This is a genomic window from Pinisolibacter sp. (genome assembly GCF_036782435.1).
Taxonomy (GTDB): domain Bacteria; phylum Pseudomonadota; class Alphaproteobacteria; order Rhizobiales; family Ancalomicrobiaceae; genus CALBKH01.
Map to the genome: position 1 here is coordinate 20,780 of NZ_DAIPZB010000025.1, position 17,597 is coordinate 38,376.

Sequence of the window (17,597 nt, forward strand, 5' to 3'; positions counted from 1 at the left end):
CGCCGCCGCTTTCGCAGCCGAATCGTCGTCCCGACGCTCAGTTCGTCGTCGACAGACTGTTGGACAGCTGGCCGTCGCCCAGCGTGCGGAAGCCGAAGCGCAGATAGAAGGTCTGATCGTGCACCGAACCGACCGTCACCGGCAGGGTCGAGGTGTCGACCGCGGTGTAGGTCGCGTCGCTGTAGGACAGTGAGATCGAGAAGCTGTCGTTGTCGTAGCCGATGCCGACGCTGTTGCCCGAGATGAACTTGCTCTTCAGGTCGTAACGCAGACCGCCGTAGAGGCGCCAGTTCGTCGCCAGACGCAGATTGGCGTGGGTCTGCAATTCCGACCGGGCATCCTTCAGCGCGTTGCGGATCGCCGCGGCGCCGGCCACGCCGGCCGCATCGTAGGCGGTGAGCAGATCGTAGAGTTCGCGCGGCGTCCTCAGATAGGCCCAGCCGACGCCGGCGGTGAGCGGACCGCTGGTGCCCGTCGCCTGGATGTCGGCGCGATTGAGCGTGAAGTCGGATTGGTCGAAGCGCGTCTGCGCGCCGATGCGGAAGCCGTTGGCGCTGTCGAGCGAGACGCGCGCGACCCAATCGGAGGCGTTGGTCTCGAGACCCGATCCGTAGGCGGTGAGCGGCACCGGCCGTCCCAGCGCCGCCTGCGCCATGAGCGTCGTGTAGTCGGGATAGGCGAAGGAGTTCGCCCCGGCGAGCAGGTAGGACCTGCCGAACAGCGCCGACAGCGAGCCGCCGGCGGGGCCGTGGAACGTGTACTGGCCGCCGACGTTGAGGCGTGTGCCGCCTTCCGAACGGTCCCAGCCGGCGAACTTGTCGGGCCGGAACAGGGTGGTGTCGTCGAACACGACGCTCTGTGCGTCCTCGTTCGGCAACTTACCCATCCACTGCTCGTTCGGCCGCATCACCAACTGGGCGATCGGCGAGAACGTGTGGGCGCCGAAGCTCGTCTGCGCGATGAACGGGAAGCGGTATTCGAGGCCGATGGTCGGCGTGATCCGCGCCAGCGTTCCGTTGTTGACGAAGCCGACCAGGGTCGGGTCCGCCGACTTGTCGAAGAAGACGTCGCCGCGCAGCGAGGCGAAGGGCGTCACGACCTGACCGAGATCGTCGATGATCTCGCGCCGCCAACCGACCATGCCGGAGACGCGCGTGAACGTACCGGCGATGCCGAGCACCCGCCCGTAGGTGTCGATGTCGGTCTTGTCGCGCGTCAGGCTGGTCAGGTTGAGGTGTGCCGAGACCTCGCCGCCGGCCACCGGATGTTCCGAGACGAAATCGTAGTCGACGACCGGATGCACCACCGGCTGCTTGTCCTGCAGATCGTTGCCGGAGCCGAACAGCAGCATGTTGCCGTACTTGTCGTAGGCGAGATCGTCGTTGAACACCGAGAAGCGGTAGAGCCGGGCGTCGAAATAGTTCCTCAGCCCCTGGCCGGTGAGGAACACGGTCGAGATCGTGCGATCGGCGCTGTAGGGAATGAGGTGGTAGTCGGTGAGGAAGCGACGGTCGGAGACGAGCGTCGCGTCCCAGCCCCAGCTCCAGTTCTCGTTGATCGAGAACTTGCCGGTCGTCAGGAGCGCGCCGCGGCGCTCGCGATCACCGCTGGTGAACTTGAAGGCGCTCGGGTCGACCTGGTCGATGCCGAGGGCCCGCGCGGTCACCATGCCGGACTCGAACCGATGGCGCACCTCGAGGTCGAGCAGCACGCCCTGGCGCGACAGCGCCACCGGCGAGAAGGTTGCATCCCAATCCGAGGTCGGCGCCCAGAAGAACGGCACCTGCACGCCGAGACCGAGCTTGGCGGAGTTGATCACCCGCGGCATCAGGAAGCCGGTCTTGTGGGTCTCCGACGGATCCGGGTGCTGGAAGTAGGGCACCCAGGCGATCGGCATACCCAGCATCTCGAGGCGCGCGTCCTCGTAGTAGACGGTCTTCTCTTTCTGCTTGTGGATGATCTTCGCCGCCTTGATCTGCCAGAACGGCGGCCGGGTCGGCTCGTTCACGCAGGTCTGGCAGGCGGTGTAGACGCCCTTCTCGAAGACGGTGACGTCGCCGTCCGACCGCGTCGCGCTCTCCGCGGCGAATCGCGACCGGTCGATGGTGTCGATGCGCAGGGATTCGACGAAGCCGTCGACGAAGCCGTCGGAGACGTCGAGCTTCGGCGAAGTGAGGACGTTGCCGTCCTTGTCGACGAGCCGGGCGTCGCCTTCCGCGATCACCCGCTTGGCGGCGCGCCGGTAGATCACCTTGCGCGCCGTGAGCGTGTTGCCCTTGTAGTAGATCTGCACCCGGCCGAGCGCCGTGACGGTGTCGGCGTCGTTGTCGTAGACGACCTGATCGGCCTCCACCACCATGTGGGAGTCGCGGGTGGTCGGCTTGGTCTCGAGCGGCTTCACCGCCGCCGGGATCGCCGGCTTCACCTTCGGCGCCACCGGCTTCGACTTCTGCGTCGCCGGCTTCACCTCCTGCGTCGCGGCGGGAGCCGGCGCGGTGAGGGCCACCGCCGTTATCAGCGCCAGGGCCGTGGTGGCGAGCGAGCGGCCGCGGAACGCGCCGAGCACCGAGAATTTCGACGAAAGAGGCTTCTTCGTGGAGGTCGTCGACGGACGACCGCCACCGTTCGGCGCGCCGAGGCGGCCGTTCGAACCCGGTGAACTCTGGTCGTGCCGATCGAGGACGGCGCGGAGCATGTCTAACCGTCCTCCAGATACAGCAGAATGGTGAAACCCATCGACGATGCGACCACGGCGGGCGACCAAGCTGCCAGAGCTGGCGGGACCATTCCCGCGCCCCCGAGACCCCGCGCGACCTCTCCGACGACATAAAGCACGAAGCCCGCAGCGACGCCACCGAGAATCATCCGCCCGATGTTGCCGAAGCGGAACACTCGGAGAGAAACCGTCGCCGCGATCGCCACCATCGCCACCAGGAGCAGCGGTCGTGCCAGAAGCAATTGATATTGAAGCTCGAATTGATAGGCCGGCAATCCGGCGTTGCGCGCCGTCTCGATGAACGACGGCAGCGCCCAGAACGACAGCGTGTCGGGCTGGGCGAGGCTCTCGCCGACCTGTTCGCGCTTCAATCGGGTCGACAGTCGGTAGACGTCGAAGACCTGTGGATCGTGCCCCGAGGCATGGACTCGCGCCTTGGAGAGCCGCCATTGGCCGTCGTCGTAATCGGCGCTCTCCGCCTCGATCCGCTCGCGGAACTTGCCGACCTTGTCGAAGGCGTAGATGTCGACGTCGGTCAGATGCAGGCCGCGGTCGACGGCGCGTCCGGCGCGGATGATCGATTCCCCGTCCTCGCCGTCCTGGCGCAGCCACACCGCCTGCGCGGTGTCGAGCATCGTCTTCTTCTCGGGCCCGGCGAGCTCCGACACCATACGGTCGGAGCGCTCCTTCATCGCCGCGGCGAAGGGATTGTAGACGAGTGTCGCGAACAGCCCGAGCCCGGCCGCCACCGCCAGCGCCGGGGCGGTGAACTGCCACACCGAGATACCGGCGGCGCGCGCCACCACCAGCTCGAGCTTGCGCGACAGCGCCAGGAACGCCGTCATCGCCCCGAACAGCGTGGCGAAGGGCAGCACCTGTTCGGAGAAGGTCGGGATGCGGAAGAACGACGCTTGGAAGGCGATCCCCCAGCGGAAACTCGGCCGGTCGACGGTGGCGCGGATCATGTCGAGGAAGTCGAACATGAAGACGATGGCGAAGGCGATGCCGAAGATCGAAAGGATCGCCATCAGGATCCGCCGTCCGAAGTAGAGGCCGAGCGTCGATCCGATCATGCCGTCTCTCCCCCGTTGCCGAGGCCGAGGCGATCGCCGATGCGGCGCGCGAGGAAGCCGACGCCGTCGCCGACGAGATCGAGGAAGCGGTCGACCGGCGCCGGCAGCGACGGCGTACGGTCCCCCGCCACCAGAGCGAGACCGGCGACGATCGCGACGCCCGGCACGCCATAGAGCACGACGACGGCGAGCGACGAGGTCGCCGCCGCGCTCGACGCGGCGAAGTGGGCGCCACGCAAGGCCCCGGAGACGACGATGGTGGTCAGAATGGCGAAGCCGCGCCCCTGACGGGTGGTGCGAGCGTCGCCCAGCGCCAGGAATGCGACGAGCGCGAAGGCGAGCGGCAGCAGCGGTTGCGACAACCGGTCGTGCAGTTCGGCGCGCAGACGCCCGGCGGCGCGCTGCGCCTGCGGATCGTTCTGCCCCGCATCGCTCGACGCCTGCCACAGTTCCGCCGTCGAGCGTTCCGACGGCCGATAGGTCGGCGCCACGTTGGTCGGCGTCAGGCCCGAGAGGTCGAACGCGTAGGATTCGAAGTCGACCAGCGACAGGTTGCCGTCCTTGTTGGTGCGCCGGTGGATGACGCCGTCGCGCATCACCAGCAGCGTCTTGCCGAACATCTCGACGATCGCGGCACGCTCGGCGATGTAGGCGAAGGCGACATCGGGATCGCGGCGATCCTCGACGAAGAGACCGGCGAGCGAGCCGTCGCCGGATCGATTGCGGATGTGGAAGGTGAGGCCGCCCTCGATGTCGACGAAGCGTCCGGGCTGGACGATGTTGGCGACGAGGTCGACGTTGACCTTGGTCAGTTCGTTGCGGAGCGCCCTGAGCGCCGTCGGCGAACCCCACGAAGTGAGGACGAGCATGACCAGGGCGGTCACGCCCGCCAGCGCCAGCAGCGGTTTCAGCACGACGAAGCGCGACGCGCCCGAAGCGTTGAGCACGACCAGTTCGCTCTCCGCATTGAAGGCGTTGAGCGTCTGCACGGCGGCGATGAGCAGCGCGAAGGGCGCGATGACGATCACCAGGAAGGGCAGGGCGAGCGCGGTGATCTCGAAGAAGACGAGGAGGGCGGCGCCCTTGGCGGTGATGATGTTCATCTGGCGCAGCGCCTGGGTCACCCAGACGACGCCGGCCAGCGCCATCAGGGTGAGCAGGAACGCGCCTGCCGTACGACGGAAGATGTAACGCTCGATGAGCCGCATATCTCTTCCGTGGTCCTCCATCATGGGGTACGCGCGCCGGGCGCCGTCGTCGACGCCATGTTCGCGCGTCATCACGCCGTGATCGTGGCCTCCGGCGGGCCGGATCGATCGGCGCGTGTCATCCCATGTCCCTGGCGTTCATCCAAGCGCGGAATGCCTAATCGATCGCCAAGAAACATGGTTGACGAAAGGTTGATGCCGCGCGGACACGGACCTCGATGCGCCTCGGCGCTTGCCGTTCGCGTCGCGGCGCTCCACATTCGCCCCGACTTCTTCCGCGTGTCGCACGCCCTTCGTCCCTCCGGAGTTCCCCTCGATGCCGCAGCCCGCCGTCTCCTTCTCCAAGCTCGCCGCCCCCGACACCGGTGTCCTCGTCGTCCTCGTCGCCGAGGATCTGGCGCTGGCGCCGGCCGCGGCCGCCTTCGACGCGAAGGCCGGCGGAGTGATCGCCCGCGCCGTTCAGAAGGCCGCCTTCAAGGGCAAGCAGTTCGCCACCCTCGACGTCGTCGCCCCCGCCGGCACGGAGCTCGATCGGGTGATCGTCGTCGGCCTCGGAAAGCCGGCCGATCTGGCCGAGAAGGACTGGGCGCGCCTCGGCGGGGCGGTCACCGCCAAGCTCATCGAGGTCAAGGCGACGAACGCCACCCTCTTCGTCGAACGCGCCGACGGCACCGCGATCACCGCCGATCAGGCCGCCGAGATCGGTCTCGGCGTGCGCCTGCGCGGCTGGAGCTTCGACGCCTACAAGTCGAAGAAGAAGGACGAGGACGAGCCGAAGCCGCTGAAGCTCACCCTCGCGGTGGAAAATCCCGCCACCGCCAAGAAGGCTTGGGCGCCGCGTGAAGCGGTCGCCGACGGCGCCACCCTCACCCGCGACCTCATCTGCGAGCCGGCCAACGTGCTCGGCACCGAGGAATTCGCCAAGAAGGCCGCCAAGCTGGAGAAGCTCGGCGTCGAGATCGAGATCCTCGGCGAGAAGGAGCTGAAGAAGGCCGGCTGGAATGCCCTCCTCGGCGTCGCCCAGGGCTCGAAGCGCCCGCCGCGCGTCGTCTTCATGCGCTGGAACGGCGGCGAGAAGGGCGAGGCCCCGGTTGCCTTCGTCGGCAAGGGCGTGGTCTTCGATTCGGGCGGCATCTCGATCAAGCCCGGCGCCGGCATGGAGGACATGAAGGGCGACATGGGCGGCGCCGCGGTGGTCACCGGCCTGATGCACGCGCTGGCGGCTCGGCATGCCAAGGTCAACGTCGTCGGTGCCATCGGCCTGGTCGAGAACATGCCCGACGCCGGCGCCCAGCGCCCGGGCGACATCGTCACCTCGCTCTCCGGCCAGACCATCGAGATCATCAACACCGACGCCGAGGGCCGTCTCGTGCTCTGCGACGTGCTCTGGCACGTCAAGGAGGAGATCAAGCCGGCCTTCATCGTCGATCTGGCGACGCTGACCGGCGCCATCCTCGTCGCCCTCGGCAAGATCAACGGCGGCCTCTTCGCCAACGACGACACGCTGGCGAACCGCATCACCGCCGCCGGCCTCGCCACCGGCGAGACGGTGTGGCGCCTGCCGCTCGCTCCCGAGTACGACAAGCTGATCGACAGCACCTGGGCCGACATGAAGAACACCGGCGGTCGCGACGCCGGCTCGATCACCGCGGCGCAGTTCCTCAAGCGTTTCGTCGGCGACGTGCCCTGGGCCCATCTCGACATCGCCGGCACGGCGATGGGCTCGCCGGCGACCGAACTCAACAAGGGTTGGACGTCGGGCTGGGGCGTCCGCCTCCTCGATCGTCTGGTGGCGGATCACTACGAGACGAAGTGAGGGCCGGTCCGCGAAAGTCCTTTTCCCTCTCCCCGAGCAGGGGAGGGGGACCGGAGGCAGCGGGCATGGTCCAGGGCTGGAGCAGGTCGATTCTCTCGTCGTTCACTCCTCGGTCGTCCCCGGCGCGCGGAGCGAGGGAAGGGGACCCACCGGCCTTTCGCCACGTCGAGGCGCCGATGGATTCCCTTCCTCTCGGCTTCGCCTCGGTCGGGGATGACCCACCTCGTGTTCGTGCTCGAACAGGGGGGCATCGGTGGTCTTTCGGACGCACTCGTGACCATGTGAACGTCTCGCGAGAAGATGAGATACTCGCAGCTATGCCGAGGACCCCGTCATGACCGAAGTCCTCTTCTACCACCTCCAGACCCGCACCCTCGAGCAGGCGCTGCCCGAGCTCCTGCAGAAATGCGTCGAGCGCGGCTGGAAGACGGTGGTGCAGACCGGCTCGATCGAGCGCCGTGACGCGCTCGACGCCCATCTGTGGACCTTCTCCGAGGAGAGCTTCCTGCCCCACGGCACGAGCCGCGACGCCGACCCCGGCGAGCTCGCCATCCTACTCACCGCCGACCCGGCCGAGCCCGGCCCGGTCGATCCGCCCTTCACCGTCCGCTTCCTCGTCGACCGCGCCGTCGCCCCCGATCTCGCCGGCCTCACCCGCGCCGTCTTCGTCTTCGACGGCAACGACGACGAGGCGGTGATCGAAGCGCGTGCGAACTGGAAGACGGTCAAGGCCGCCGGCCACGACGCCACCTACTGGGTCCAGGACGAGCGCGGCCGCTGGGTGAAGAGGGCGTGATCGCGCCCCGTCTTCGCATTCCGCTCGCACAGTTCTAGGATCGTCGTTTCGGCGCTCGCCGTCGCCGGTGGACCACATGCTGCGCATGCTCCTCGCCCTCTTCGTGATGCTGGTGGTCGGTGTCTTCCTGGTGGTCGCCCACATCGCCATGATCTTCGGCATGATGGATCCGACCCTCCTGATGTCCGGATCTGCTCCGGCGGGCGGCCATATGGGGCACTGACCCGAACCCGCGCGCCCCGAAACGGCGAGAGCCGGCCTCGTGGCCGGCTCTCTGGCTTTCGATGGTTCTCGCTCGAACGGGGCGATCAGCCCTCCGGCACCAGCAGGTGTCCGCCGGCCGCCGCCTTGAGAGTCGCGATCGCGACCAAGGTGATGATCGCGCTGGCGAGCGCCAACACCGTCCAGCTCGCCACGATCATCGCCGCCGAGGGATGGGCGAGCGTGAAGGCCGAGGTCGCCACCGAGAAGGCGGCCGAGGGGAAGGTGTAGCCCCACCACGACATGGCGAAGGGGATGCGCCGGAAGATCGGCGTGATGGTGAGGAGCACCGCCGCGACGAAGGCGGCGAGGCCGTAGATCGCCGAAGGTCCCGGTCCGAACCCGCCGCTGAGGTTGGCGAGCGCGATCGAGCCCACCGCCGGCGGTGCCAGCAGGATCACCAGCGTCGGCTTCAACTTGTCCGGCATGGTCGGACCGGTGGCGATGCGGTTGATGATCGACGGCTGGATCAGCACCCACAGGAGCGCGCCGAGGCCGAACAGGCCCCAGGAGAGGTCGTGATAACCGAGCTTGGCGCCGATCACCGGGGCGAGGATGTTGCCGACCATCGGGATGAGGAGCGGCGGCGTCAGCGTCGCCGCCTCGCGCGGCGCGGTGAGGAGACCGCGCACCGTCCAGATGCCGATCGCCAGATGAACCACCACGGCGACGATCCACACACCCGAAGCGAGGCCGCGGGCGTAGGGGATCAGGCCGCCGGCGACGATCATCAGGCCGATGGTGATCGCGCCGACGAAGGCCGAGCGGATCGGATGCTTGAGGTCGCCGGCGAGCGCCTCCGGATGGCGCATGGCGCGGACGACGTGCAGCGCCAGGATCAGCAGCCACACCGCGGCGGCGAGCCCGAGCAGCCCTTCGCCGACGATCTTCGGCGCGCCGAGCGCATGACCGGCCTCGCGCCAGGCGAGACCGAGGCCGCCGATGCCCATCGGCGCGGCGAAGAGCGGCAGCGGCAGGTGAGCGAGCCCGCCCGGTCCGGCGTGCGTCGGGCCGCCGGCGGCGGCGGGAGTGGTGTTGGACATGGTCGAGGGTCCCCTGGGATCGGCCCGCATCGTCTTCCGCTGCGAACCCGACCGCAAGTCGATCGAGTGCAGGGCAGATATATTCGAGCCTTCGAATATATGGACGGTGATAGCGACTGGACCGTGCGGGGGCAAACGGCCTCGCCCTCACGATCGCGTGGGCGGGACGGGATGCCGCACCTTGCCGCGTCTCTCGCGGCTCCCACCGAACTCACGACGTTTCGACTCGTTCGAAACATCGTGAGCGAAGGCAAGCGCGAACGCGCGTCGGCCGGTCGGGCCGCAACGCACACGAATTTCGGACGAGTCCGGAATTCGTGTGCCCAGTATCAGACGTCGAGCGCGGCGCGTTCGGCTTCCTCGTGCTCGGCGGAGAGCTCGAGCCACGTCTCTTCCGTCTCGGCGAGCGCCTTCTCGGCGTCCGAGCGCGCCTTCATCAGCCGGGTGCCCTTGGCCGAATCGTGGGTGAAGAGATCGGGATCGGCGAGGTCGCCGTCGAGCTTGGCGATCTCCTTCTGCAGCTTGTCGATTCGGCTCTCGGCGTCCTTGATCTTCTTCCTGAGCGGCGCCAGCTGTTCACGCAACGCCGCAGCCGCGCGCCGCCGGTCGAGCGCCGAGACCCGTCCGGCCTCGCCGTCGTCGTCGCGCTTGTCGCTCTTCGCGGACGTCCCGCCCTCGATCACCAGCCGGCGATAGTCGTCGAGATCGCCCTCGAACTCCTTCACCGTGCCGTCGGCGACGACCAGCAGCCGATCGGCGGTCGCCTCGACCAGATGGCGGTCGTGGCTGATGACGATCACCGCGCCGGTATAGTCGTTGAGTGCCTGGACCAGCGCCTCGCGGCTGTCGATGTCGAGATGGTTGGTCGGCTCGTCGAGAATCATCAGGTTGGGGCCGTGGAAGGTGGCGATGCCGAGCAACAGCCGCGCCTTCTCGCCGCCCGAGAGGTCCGCGGCCTTCGTGTCCATGCGGCTGGTCGGCAGGCCCATCTGGGCGACGCGCGAGCGCACCTTCGCCTCCGGCGCGTCGACCATCAGCCGCGCCACGTGCTCGAACGGGCTCTCGGCGGGCCGGAGCTCGTCGAGTTGGTGCTGGGCAAAATAGGCGATCGACAGTTTGCCCGCCCGCGCCACCGTGCCGGACGCCGCCTCGAGCTTCTCGGCGATCAGCTTGGCGAAGGTCGACTTGCCGTTGCCGTTGGAACCGAGCAGCGCGATGCGATCGTCCTCGTCGATGCGCAGCCTGACCTTCCTCAGGATCGGCTTGCCCGGCTCGTAACCGACGGCGACGTCGTCGAGCGCCAGGATCGGCGGCGACAGTTTCGCCACCGGCTGCGGGAAGGCGATCGGCAGCGAGTCCTCCTGCACGATCGCCGCGATCGGCTGGAGCTTGGCCAGCGCCTTCATGCGGCTCTGCGCCTGCCGCGCCTTGGTCGCCTTGGCCTTGAAGCGATCGATGAAGGCCTGCATGTGGGCGCGCTGCGCCTCCTGCTTCTCCCGCATCTTCTGGGTGAGCAGCATCTTCTCGTGGCGCTGCCGCTCGAAGGAGGAATAGCCGCCGCGATAGGCGACGAGCTTCGTCTGATCGAGATGGACGATCATGTCGACGGCGGTGTCGAGCAGGTCGCGATCATGCGAAATGACGACGACGGTGTGCGGATAGCGGCGGATGTAGTCCTGCAGCCACAACGTCCCTTCGAGGTCGAGGTAGTTGGTCGGCTCGTCGAGGAGCAGCAGGTCCGGTTCGGAGAAGAGGACGGCCGCGAGCGCCACCCGCATCCGCCAGCCGCCGGAGAAGTCCGAACACGGCCGCGCCTGCGCCACGTGATCGAAACCGAGGCCGGAGAGGATGGTCGCCGCCCGCGCCTCGGCCGAATGGGCGTGGATGTCGGCAAGGCGAGTGTGAATCTCGGCGATGCGCGCCGCGTCGGTGGCGGTCTCTGCTTCGGCGAGAAGGCTCGCGCGTTCCTTGTCGGCGGCGAGGACGAAGTCGAGGAGCGTGATCGCCGACCCCGGCGCCTCCTGCGCCACCTGACCGATCTTCGCCGCCTTGGGCAATTGGATCGACCCGCTCTCCGCCGCCCATTCGCCGGTGACGATCTTGAAGAGCGTGGTCTTGCCCGTCCCGTTCTTGCCGACGAACCCGGCCTTGGCCCCGGTCGGAATCACCACCGACGCCCCCTCGAGGAGGGTGCGGCCGGCGATGCGGAAGGTGAGATCGGTGACGACGAGCATGGGGGCTTCTCTAGCCGAGATGGGCCGGGACGTCGACGGGAGTGGCGCATGGAAATCCGACGCGTTCGCGTGCATCATCGAGGGCGAGAACGAGAGGGCGACGGCGATGGCACGCATGATCCTGGTGAGGGCCGATTGGGATGGCGAGGCGAAGGTCTGGGTCGCCACGAGCGACGACGTGGGACTCGCCACCGAGGCCGGTACTTTCGAAGACCTGACCGCCAAGATCCCGACGATGATCGGCGATCTCCTCGAGGACGAACCGCCTCAAGGCGAAATCCTGATCGAGATCGTCGCTCATGCATCGGCTCGCGTCACGCCGCGTGCCGCATGACCGATTTCTATCCGGATCTGATTCGGCTCTTGTTGGATGGCGGGTGCGAGAAGGTCCGTCAGGGCAGGGGAGATCACGAGATCTGGCGCAGCCCGAAGTCGGCGCGGCCATTCACCGTCGACCGCTCGGTGAAGTCCCGTCACACCGCCAATGCGGTTCTGAAGCAGGCGGGTCTGCCGAAGGCATTCTGAACAGACGGGCACCGAGATCCCCATGCCGCGCGTCGTCGACCTCACTCACCCCTTGTCCCCCGCCTTCCCGACCTGGGACGGCGTGCCCGGCCTCGCGCTCGAACGCCGTGCCGAGGTCGCGACCGACGGCTATCGCCTCCATATCTGGCATCTCGACGAGCACATCGGCACCCATCTCGACGCCCCGCGCCACTACGATCCGCTGGGCCTCGACGCCGCCTCGATCCCCGACGAGGACCTCATCCTGCCGCTCGTGGTGATCGACGTCCGTGCCCGCGCGGCGCGCGATCCCGATCACGCCCTCGATCTCGCCGACATCGCCGTCCACGAATCGGCCCACGGCGTGATTCCGCCCGGCGCCTGCGTCGCCATGCTCTCCGGTTGGGGTGCGCGCGTCGCCGACGCGGGCTTCCGCAATGCCGATGCGAGCGGCGTCATGCACTTCCCCGGCTTCTCGCTCGCCGCCGCCCGCGTCCTCGCCGAGGTGCGCGACGCGAAGGCGCTCGCCGTCGACACCCTGTCGCTCGACCCCGGCGCCTCGCCCGACCTGCCGGTGCATCGCTTCTGGCTGCCCTCCGGCCGCTACGGCCTCGAATGCGTCGCCAACCTCGAGCAGGTGCCGGCGCGCGGCGCGACGATCGTCGTCGGCGCCCCGAAGATCGCCGGCGCGACCGGTGGTCCCTGCCGCCTCCTGGCGCTTCTGTGAGGTCCGCCGTGGGAGCCACCGGGAAGGCCGACCGGCGGCCCCGGTGACGCCCCGGCGTCGCCCGATTTCCGCCCCGGATCTTGCCGTTTCACCACGTCCGGAGGAGCGCCGACCCGCCGCCGTTAACCATGTCGCGGCGGGGCGGTGGTACGAATCGATACGAGGGCTGTGGACGACCTTCGGATTAACCTCTCGTAAACGGTCTTCGGGCGACATCGGACGCGTCGAGGGCGGGTTCCCGCTCCCCTCGGTCCACCAGATACCGCCCAGTACCGCCGCCGCCGGTCGCCCTTTCCGCGTGGCGCGTTCGCCCGTTGCTCGAGCCGAGGACGCCGACCCATGAGACGGACCATCGACACCCGCATTCTCGCCCTCGGCCTCGTCCTCGGCGCCGCCGTGCTCGTCCGCCCGATCGATCATGCCCGCGCCTCCGCCGATCCGGCCCGCGCCGGCGTCGACGCGTCGCGCTTCCAGGTCGAGACGACCGGCTCGATCCGTCCTGCCACAGGCATGCTGAAGCTGCGCTGATCGCGTCGGCGTGCTCGAGCCGCGCCGATCGGCGCGGACGCCGCCACCGCATCCACGACGTCCGAAGATCCGCGACCGCCGGGGGAGCCCTCGGCGGTTCGATTTTTTCGGGCTCGCCGCCTTCCACGTTGACGGCCCGGTCACCACTCCCCGCTAGGATCGACGCCGAATTCGCGAAGTGTGGAGAGGAAGCATGACGGTACTGGTGACGGGCGGCTGCGGTTACATCGGCAGCCATCTGGTCTGGGCGCTCGTCGATCGGGGCGAGAAGGTCGTGGTGCTCGACGATCTCTCCACCGGCTTCGATTGGGCGATCCCGGAAGCGGCCGAGCTGGTACGTGGCGACATCGCCGACCGCACCCTGCTCGACACGCTGCTGACGCGCGGCGACATCGACGCCATCGTCCATTTCGCCGGCTCGATCATCGTGCCGGAGAGCGTCACCGACCCGCTGAAGTACTATTGGAACAACACCGTCAAATCGCGGGAACTGATGGCCGCCGCCGTCCGCAACGGTGTGAAGAACTTCGTCTTCTCCTCGACCGCCGCGGTCTACGGCAACCCCGAGATCATTCCCGTCCCCGAGGACGTGCCGCTGCTGCCGGTCTCGCCCTACGGCTCGTCGAAGCTGATGACCGAGATCATGCTGCGCGATACCGCGGCGGCGCACGACTTCCGCTATGCGGCGCTGCGCTACTTCAACGTCGCCGGCGCCGATCCCAAGGGGCGCACCGGCCAGTCGACCAAGGGCGCCACCCACCTGATCAAGGTCGCCTGCGAAGCGCTGCTCGGCCGCCGGCCTTCGATCGAGGTCTTCGGCACCGACTACGCCACCCCCGACGGCACCGGTGTGCGCGACTACATCCACGTCACCGACCTCGCCGAGGCCCATGTCCTGGCGCTCGAATACCTGCGTTCGCAGAAGACCAGCCTCGTCGCCAACTGCGGCTACGGCCGCGGCTTCTCGGTGCTCGAGGTGCTGAAGGCGGTGGAACGGGTCGGTGGCAAGCCGCTGCCCGTCACCTACGGCCCGCGCCGCGCCGGCGACGCCGAGGCGATCGTCGCCCGCGTCGACAAGATCCACGCCCACCTCGACTGGCATCCGGCTCACGCCGACCTCGACACCATCGTCGGCCACGCGCTGGCCTGGGAAGAGGTCCTGATGCGCCGCAACCGTCTCTGAGCCGCGCCGCGCGCGCGGCGCGGCCACATCTGAAACCGAGCCGACGACGTTTCGACCTTTTCGAAACATCGTCGGCGAAGGCAAGCCCGAACGGGCGTCGGCCGGCCAGGCCGCGACGCTCATGAAACTCGGACGAGTCCGAATTTCATGAGCCCAGTATGAAACGCGCCGTACGCAGGGCGCGTCGGCTCGCCGCTCAGCCGATCCGACCCGCCGCGCGCGCCGCTTCGGGAAAAGCGGTGGCGAGAGCGTCGCGATTCGCCGCGACGACACCGCGTTCGGTGACGAGCCCGGTGACCAGCCGCGCCGGCGTGACGTCGAAGGCGTAATTCGCCACCCGCGCCCCCTCCGGGACGATTCGCACCGTCTCCACCCGCCCGTCGGCGGTCATCCCCGCCATGTGGCTGACCTCTTCGGCTCCCCTCTGCTCGATAGGGATCTCGGCGACGCCGTCTCCGACCCGGAAGTCGATGGTCGGCGAGGGCAGGGCGACGTAGAACGGCACGCCGTTGTCGTGGGCGGCGAGCGCCTTCAGATAGGTGCCGATCTTGTTGCAGACGTCGCCGTTCGCGGTGGTGCGGTCGGTGCCGACGATCACCACGTCGACCAGCCCATGTTGCATCAGATGGCCGCCGGTGTTGTCGGGGATGACGGTGTGCGGCACGCCGCGTTCGGCGAGTTCCCAGGCGGTGAGCGAGGCGCCCTGATTGCGCGGCCGTGTCTCGTCGACCCACACGTGGATCGGCAGTCCCGCCTCGTGCGCCATGTAGATCGGCGCCGTCGCCGTGCCCCAGTCGACGGTGGCGAGGCGTCCGGCGTTGCAGTGGGTGAGCACGTTGAGCCGCGCCCCCGCCGGCTTGTCGGAGAGGATGTCGCGGAAGATCTCGAGCCCGTGCCGGCCGATCGCCGCGCAGATCGCCACGTCCTCCTCGGCGATCTCGTCGGCTCGTGTGAAGGCGGCCGCGAGGCGATCGGCGGGGCCGAGCGGCGCCAGCAGGGACCTCATCTCGTCGAGTGCCCAGATCAGATTGATCGCCGTCGGCCGCGTGCGCGCGAGCCGCGTCCGGGCGGCGTCGAGCCCGGCATCCGAGGCGTCGGCGACCAGGGCCAGCGCCATGCCGTAGGCGGCGGTCGCGCCGATCAGCGGCGCGCCGCGCACCCGCATCGCTTCGATCGCCTCCGCCGCATCCTCGAGGCTTTCCAGCCGGCGCATCGCGAAGACGTGCGGAAGCAGGGTCTGATCGATGATCTCGACGCCGCCGTCGGCGCCGCGACGGATCGGCCTGACTCTCTCCTGCGTCATCGCGTTTCCCCTTCGTCTTCTCTCCGCTACACGCCATGCGGGTATTCTCTGCCCGTGACGGTGGGTGACGGTCGCCGCCGCCCGACCGCGATTCCTTTCACGCCGAGGCGCGCCTGTCGAGTTCGAGAGGGGATTCGGCCATTCGGAAGGGGCAGATCGCCGACGCATTTCGAGGCGGAAAACCGCCTGTTTTCTCACCACATGCGTCGAATTCGTCCAGTTCGAATTTCGGCGACCGAAAAACTGTGACGACAGTGCAACAGGGGACTTTCAAAGCCGCTCGTCCGAGCTCGGCGGCGGCGCTTGGCGCTTCCCAATGCCCGCGATGCGATTACTGTTCGAGCCAACGATGGTGCTCGCCACATCGCCCGATGGTTCGTTGTTCGTCACGTCGGGTGGGATAGCCGAAGGGCATCGTCCGGAAGCGAAACATCAGGGGGTTTCCCAACATGAACTTCAAGCTCGCTCTCGCCGCCGCCGCCGTGGTCGGCCTCGCCGGTACCGCTCAGGCCGCCGATCTCGGCAAGAAGGCCCCGGCCGCCGCGAACTACGTCAAGGTCTGCGACGCCTACGGCGAAGGCTTCTTCTACATCCCGGGTTCCGACACCTGCCTGAAGATCGGCGGCTACGTGTGGGCCCAGTACGGCGCCTACAAGGAGAGCTCCGCGTATGGTCTCGGCTACGGCACCCGCCGTGGCGAGAACGCCATCTCCACCGGCACCCGCTGGAACATCCACTTCGACGCCCGCACCAACACCGAGATGGGTCTCCTGCGCTCGTACATCGAGCTCCAGCAGACCATCGGTTCGCAGCCCTGGGCGAACGGCCTGAACGGCACCAGCCAGATCAGCCTGGAGAAGGGCTTCATCCAGTTCGCCGGCCTGACCGCCGGTCGCGCCACCTCGATGTTCGACTTCTACACCGGTGACCACCTGTCCTCGATCTTCGAGACGGCTCACTCCGACTCGATCGTCAACCTGCTCGCCTACACCTTCTCCTTCGGCAACGGCATCTCCGCCACCGCGTCGATCGAAGATCCGACCACCGGCAACGGTGCCGGCCGTCGCTGGAGCGTCGACTCCAACCCGCTGTCGCCGACGTTCAACAGCTTCGGCACCTCGCCCTATGGCGGGGTCGAGCTTCCCGACCTCGTCGCCAACGTGAACATCGCCCAGTCTTGGGGTTCGGCTCAGGTCATGGGTGTTCTCCACGAGGATCGTTCGGTGTTCCCGGCCCCGGCTCAGGCCTCGAAGATGGGCTATGCCGTCGGCGCCGGCGTGAAGATCAACCTGCCGATGCTCGGCGCGTCGGACGTGCTCGCCGTCCAGGCCGCCTATTCGAAGGGCGCGATCAGCTACGTGTCGCCCGACTGGTACGCCGGTGGCGACTTCTTCGTCGACGGTCTCGGCAACGTTCAGCAGACCCGCGCCTGGGCCGTGGCCGCCGGCCTGACCCACGGCTGGACCAAGACCGTGAGCACCTCGCTCACCGCGTCCTATGCCTCCTACGACGAGCCGACCGTCGGCGGCGTCGACTACAAGCAGTTCGACATCGGCGGCAACGTGACCTGGACCCCGGTCTCGGGCCTCAGCATCATCGGCGAAGTCGAGTACAAGGACGTCGACTTCTCGGCGGCTTCCGGCCTGGCCGATCGCGACGCGGTCGTCGGCTTCCTCCGCATCCGTCGCGACTTCTGATCGCGTCGACGATCGAGAGAATCGGAGAGGCCCGGCGGCGACGCCGGGCCTCTCTTTCTTTTCCGAGGGGCGCGCGCCTTCGAACGGAACCCGTATCGCCCACGATGATCGCGGCTGACAGCGAAGCGTGATTCTCTTTCGCGGGAGGTCCGGAGCTCTTGGTCCGGTCGTCCGAAACCGGCGTTCGCAGTGGCCGACTCGGCGACGTGGATCCAGGCGAATTTCATCTCGAGACCCACGGACGCCGCACCCGACCATGCCGGAATGCCGAGATTCGTTCGCTATTTACCGCTCGTTAACCGCGATTCCGCGGTTTTTCCTCGCTCCCCCCGCCGATCATGTGTCCTTTGCGCAACAAGGGGTCCGGAACCCGACGTGGTGGAGCCCGGCGGGGTCGAATTGCTCTTCAATCCGGCGGCGGCGTCTGTATTCTCCACTCGACCGGTGACGGAGCCGTGTCCATGAGGATCGTCCGTCGTCACGGGGCCGGGTCAGGGCCTCATCCGGT

The 17,597-nt window shown here is 68.0% G+C and carries 15 protein-coding genes; 9 read left to right on the forward strand and 6 right to left on the reverse strand.

Annotation, left to right across the window (positions count from 1 at the left end; genetic code table 11):
* Positions 1-37: 37 nt before the first annotated feature.
* From V7Q42_RS12195 to lptF, 3 genes are read right to left on the reverse strand one after another with little or no spacing between them, the layout of a single operon-like run.
* On the reverse strand, positions 38-2,695 hold the full coding sequence (locus tag V7Q42_RS12195; protein WP_333824354.1) for an LPS-assembly protein LptD: 2,658 nt from the start codon (positions 2,693-2,695) through the stop codon (positions 38-40).
* Between the two features lie 2 nt (positions 2,696-2,697).
* On the reverse strand, positions 2,698-3,789 hold the full coding sequence (lptG, locus tag V7Q42_RS12200; RefSeq protein WP_333824355.1) for an LPS export ABC transporter permease LptG: 1,092 nt from the start codon (positions 3,787-3,789) through the stop codon (positions 2,698-2,700).
* Positions 3,786-4,997 (reverse strand): LPS export ABC transporter permease LptF, encoded by a 1,212-nt coding sequence (gene lptF, locus V7Q42_RS12205; protein WP_333824356.1) that lies wholly within the window; start codon positions 4,995-4,997, stop codon positions 3,786-3,788. The genes lptG and lptF overlap by 4 nt, the downstream gene beginning before the upstream one ends.
* A 316-nt stretch (positions 4,998-5,313) precedes the next feature.
* Here lptF and V7Q42_RS12210 point away from each other — a divergent pair, with 316 nt between their 5' ends.
* The 3 genes from V7Q42_RS12210 (at position 5,314) to V7Q42_RS12220 (ending at position 7,832) form a co-directional block, all read left to right on the forward strand.
* The gene (locus V7Q42_RS12210; RefSeq protein WP_333824357.1) at positions 5,314-6,813 is read left to right on the forward strand and encodes a leucyl aminopeptidase; all 1,500 of its coding nucleotides are present in this window, start codon (positions 5,314-5,316) and stop codon (positions 6,811-6,813) included.
* A gap of 334 nt (positions 6,814-7,147) precedes the next feature.
* Complete coding sequence (locus V7Q42_RS12215) at positions 7,148-7,609, forward strand: DNA polymerase III subunit chi (protein WP_333824358.1); 462 nt, start codon at positions 7,148-7,150, stop codon at positions 7,607-7,609.
* Positions 7,610-7,685: 76 nt separating this feature from the next.
* Positions 7,686-7,832, forward strand: coding sequence for a DUF6803 family protein (locus V7Q42_RS12220; RefSeq protein ID WP_333824359.1), 147 nt, complete (start codon positions 7,686-7,688; stop codon positions 7,830-7,832).
* Positions 7,833-7,917: 85 nt separating this feature from the next.
* Here V7Q42_RS12220 and V7Q42_RS12225 read toward each other — a convergent pair whose 3' ends face one another.
* Positions 7,918-8,913 (reverse strand): SLAC1 anion channel family protein, encoded by a 996-nt coding sequence (locus tag V7Q42_RS12225; RefSeq protein WP_333824360.1) that lies wholly within the window; start codon positions 8,911-8,913, stop codon positions 7,918-7,920.
* Between the two features lie 329 nt (positions 8,914-9,242).
* Complete coding sequence (locus V7Q42_RS12230; RefSeq protein WP_333824361.1) at positions 9,243-11,147, reverse strand: ABC-F family ATP-binding cassette domain-containing protein; 1,905 nt, start codon at positions 11,145-11,147, stop codon at positions 9,243-9,245.
* A gap of 19 nt (positions 11,148-11,166) precedes the next feature.
* On the opposite strand from V7Q42_RS12230, the gene V7Q42_RS12235 reads away from it, so the two are divergent.
* The 5 genes from V7Q42_RS12235 (at position 11,167) to galE (ending at position 14,089) form a co-directional block, all read left to right on the forward strand.
* Positions 11,167-11,481, forward strand: a complete 315-nt coding sequence (locus V7Q42_RS12235) for a DUF1902 domain-containing protein (protein ID WP_333824362.1) — start codon at positions 11,167-11,169, stop codon at positions 11,479-11,481.
* Positions 11,478-11,672, forward strand: a complete 195-nt coding sequence (locus V7Q42_RS12240) for a type II toxin-antitoxin system HicA family toxin (RefSeq protein WP_333824363.1) — start codon at positions 11,478-11,480, stop codon at positions 11,670-11,672. The genes V7Q42_RS12235 and V7Q42_RS12240 overlap by 4 nt, the downstream gene beginning before the upstream one ends.
* A gap of 22 nt (positions 11,673-11,694) precedes the next feature.
* Positions 11,695-12,378: a cyclase family protein gene (locus V7Q42_RS12245; protein ID WP_333824364.1), complete on the forward strand. Its 684-nt coding sequence runs from the start codon at positions 11,695-11,697 to the stop codon at positions 12,376-12,378.
* 339 nt (positions 12,379-12,717) lie between these two features.
* Complete coding sequence (locus V7Q42_RS12250) at positions 12,718-12,906, forward strand: hypothetical protein (protein WP_333824365.1); 189 nt, start codon at positions 12,718-12,720, stop codon at positions 12,904-12,906.
* A 193-nt stretch (positions 12,907-13,099) separates the two neighbouring features.
* Positions 13,100-14,089 (forward strand): UDP-glucose 4-epimerase GalE, encoded by a 990-nt coding sequence (galE, locus tag V7Q42_RS12255; RefSeq protein ID WP_333824366.1) that lies wholly within the window; start codon positions 13,100-13,102, stop codon positions 14,087-14,089.
* Positions 14,090-14,285: 196 nt separating this feature from the next.
* On the opposite strand, the gene mtnA is transcribed toward galE, so the two are convergent.
* Positions 14,286-15,392, reverse strand: coding sequence for an S-methyl-5-thioribose-1-phosphate isomerase (gene mtnA, locus V7Q42_RS12260; RefSeq protein ID WP_333824367.1), 1,107 nt, complete (start codon positions 15,390-15,392; stop codon positions 14,286-14,288).
* A gap of 449 nt (positions 15,393-15,841) precedes the next feature.
* Here mtnA and V7Q42_RS12265 point away from each other — a divergent pair, with 449 nt between their 5' ends.
* Complete coding sequence (locus tag V7Q42_RS12265) at positions 15,842-17,089, forward strand: porin (protein ID WP_333824368.1); 1,248 nt, start codon at positions 15,842-15,844, stop codon at positions 17,087-17,089.
* Positions 17,090-17,597 lie beyond the last annotated feature (508 nt).

What these genes read in the sequence shown, in the direction of transcription:
- V7Q42_RS12265 (WP_333824368.1), top strand. Translation starts at nt 15,842, where the DNA reads ATGAACTTCAAGCTCGCTCTCGCCGCCGCCGCCGTGGTCGGCCTCGCC.
- V7Q42_RS12230 (WP_333824361.1), bottom strand. Translation starts at nt 11,147, where the DNA reads ATGCTCGTCGTCACCGATCTCACCTTCCGCATCGCCGGCCGCACCCTC.
- V7Q42_RS12195 (WP_333824354.1), bottom strand. Translation starts at nt 2,695, where the DNA reads ATGCTCCGCGCCGTCCTCGATCGGCACGACCAGAGTTCACCGGGTTCG.
- V7Q42_RS12235 (WP_333824362.1), top strand. Translation starts at nt 11,167, where the DNA reads ATGGGCCGGGACGTCGACGGGAGTGGCGCATGGAAATCCGACGCGTTC.
- V7Q42_RS12210 (WP_333824357.1), top strand. Translation starts at nt 5,314, where the DNA reads ATGCCGCAGCCCGCCGTCTCCTTCTCCAAGCTCGCCGCCCCCGACACC.
- mtnA (WP_333824367.1), bottom strand. Translation starts at nt 15,392, where the DNA reads ATGACGCAGGAGAGAGTCAGGCCGATCCGTCGCGGCGCCGACGGCGGC.
- V7Q42_RS12250 (WP_333824365.1), top strand. Translation starts at nt 12,718, where the DNA reads ATGAGACGGACCATCGACACCCGCATTCTCGCCCTCGGCCTCGTCCTC.
- V7Q42_RS12245 (WP_333824364.1), top strand. Translation starts at nt 11,695, where the DNA reads ATGCCGCGCGTCGTCGACCTCACTCACCCCTTGTCCCCCGCCTTCCCG.
- V7Q42_RS12220 (WP_333824359.1), top strand. Translation starts at nt 7,686, where the DNA reads ATGCTGCGCATGCTCCTCGCCCTCTTCGTGATGCTGGTGGTCGGTGTC.
- V7Q42_RS12225 (WP_333824360.1), bottom strand. Translation starts at nt 8,913, where the DNA reads ATGTCCAACACCACTCCCGCCGCCGCCGGCGGCCCGACGCACGCCGGA.
- V7Q42_RS12240 (WP_333824363.1), top strand. Translation starts at nt 11,478, where the DNA reads ATGACCGATTTCTATCCGGATCTGATTCGGCTCTTGTTGGATGGCGGG.
- lptG (WP_333824355.1), bottom strand. Translation starts at nt 3,789, where the DNA reads ATGATCGGATCGACGCTCGGCCTCTACTTCGGACGGCGGATCCTGATG.
- lptF (WP_333824356.1), bottom strand. Translation starts at nt 4,997, where the DNA reads ATGCGGCTCATCGAGCGTTACATCTTCCGTCGTACGGCAGGCGCGTTC.
- galE (WP_333824366.1), top strand. Translation starts at nt 13,100, where the DNA reads ATGACGGTACTGGTGACGGGCGGCTGCGGTTACATCGGCAGCCATCTG.
- V7Q42_RS12215 (WP_333824358.1), top strand. Translation starts at nt 7,148, where the DNA reads ATGACCGAAGTCCTCTTCTACCACCTCCAGACCCGCACCCTCGAGCAG.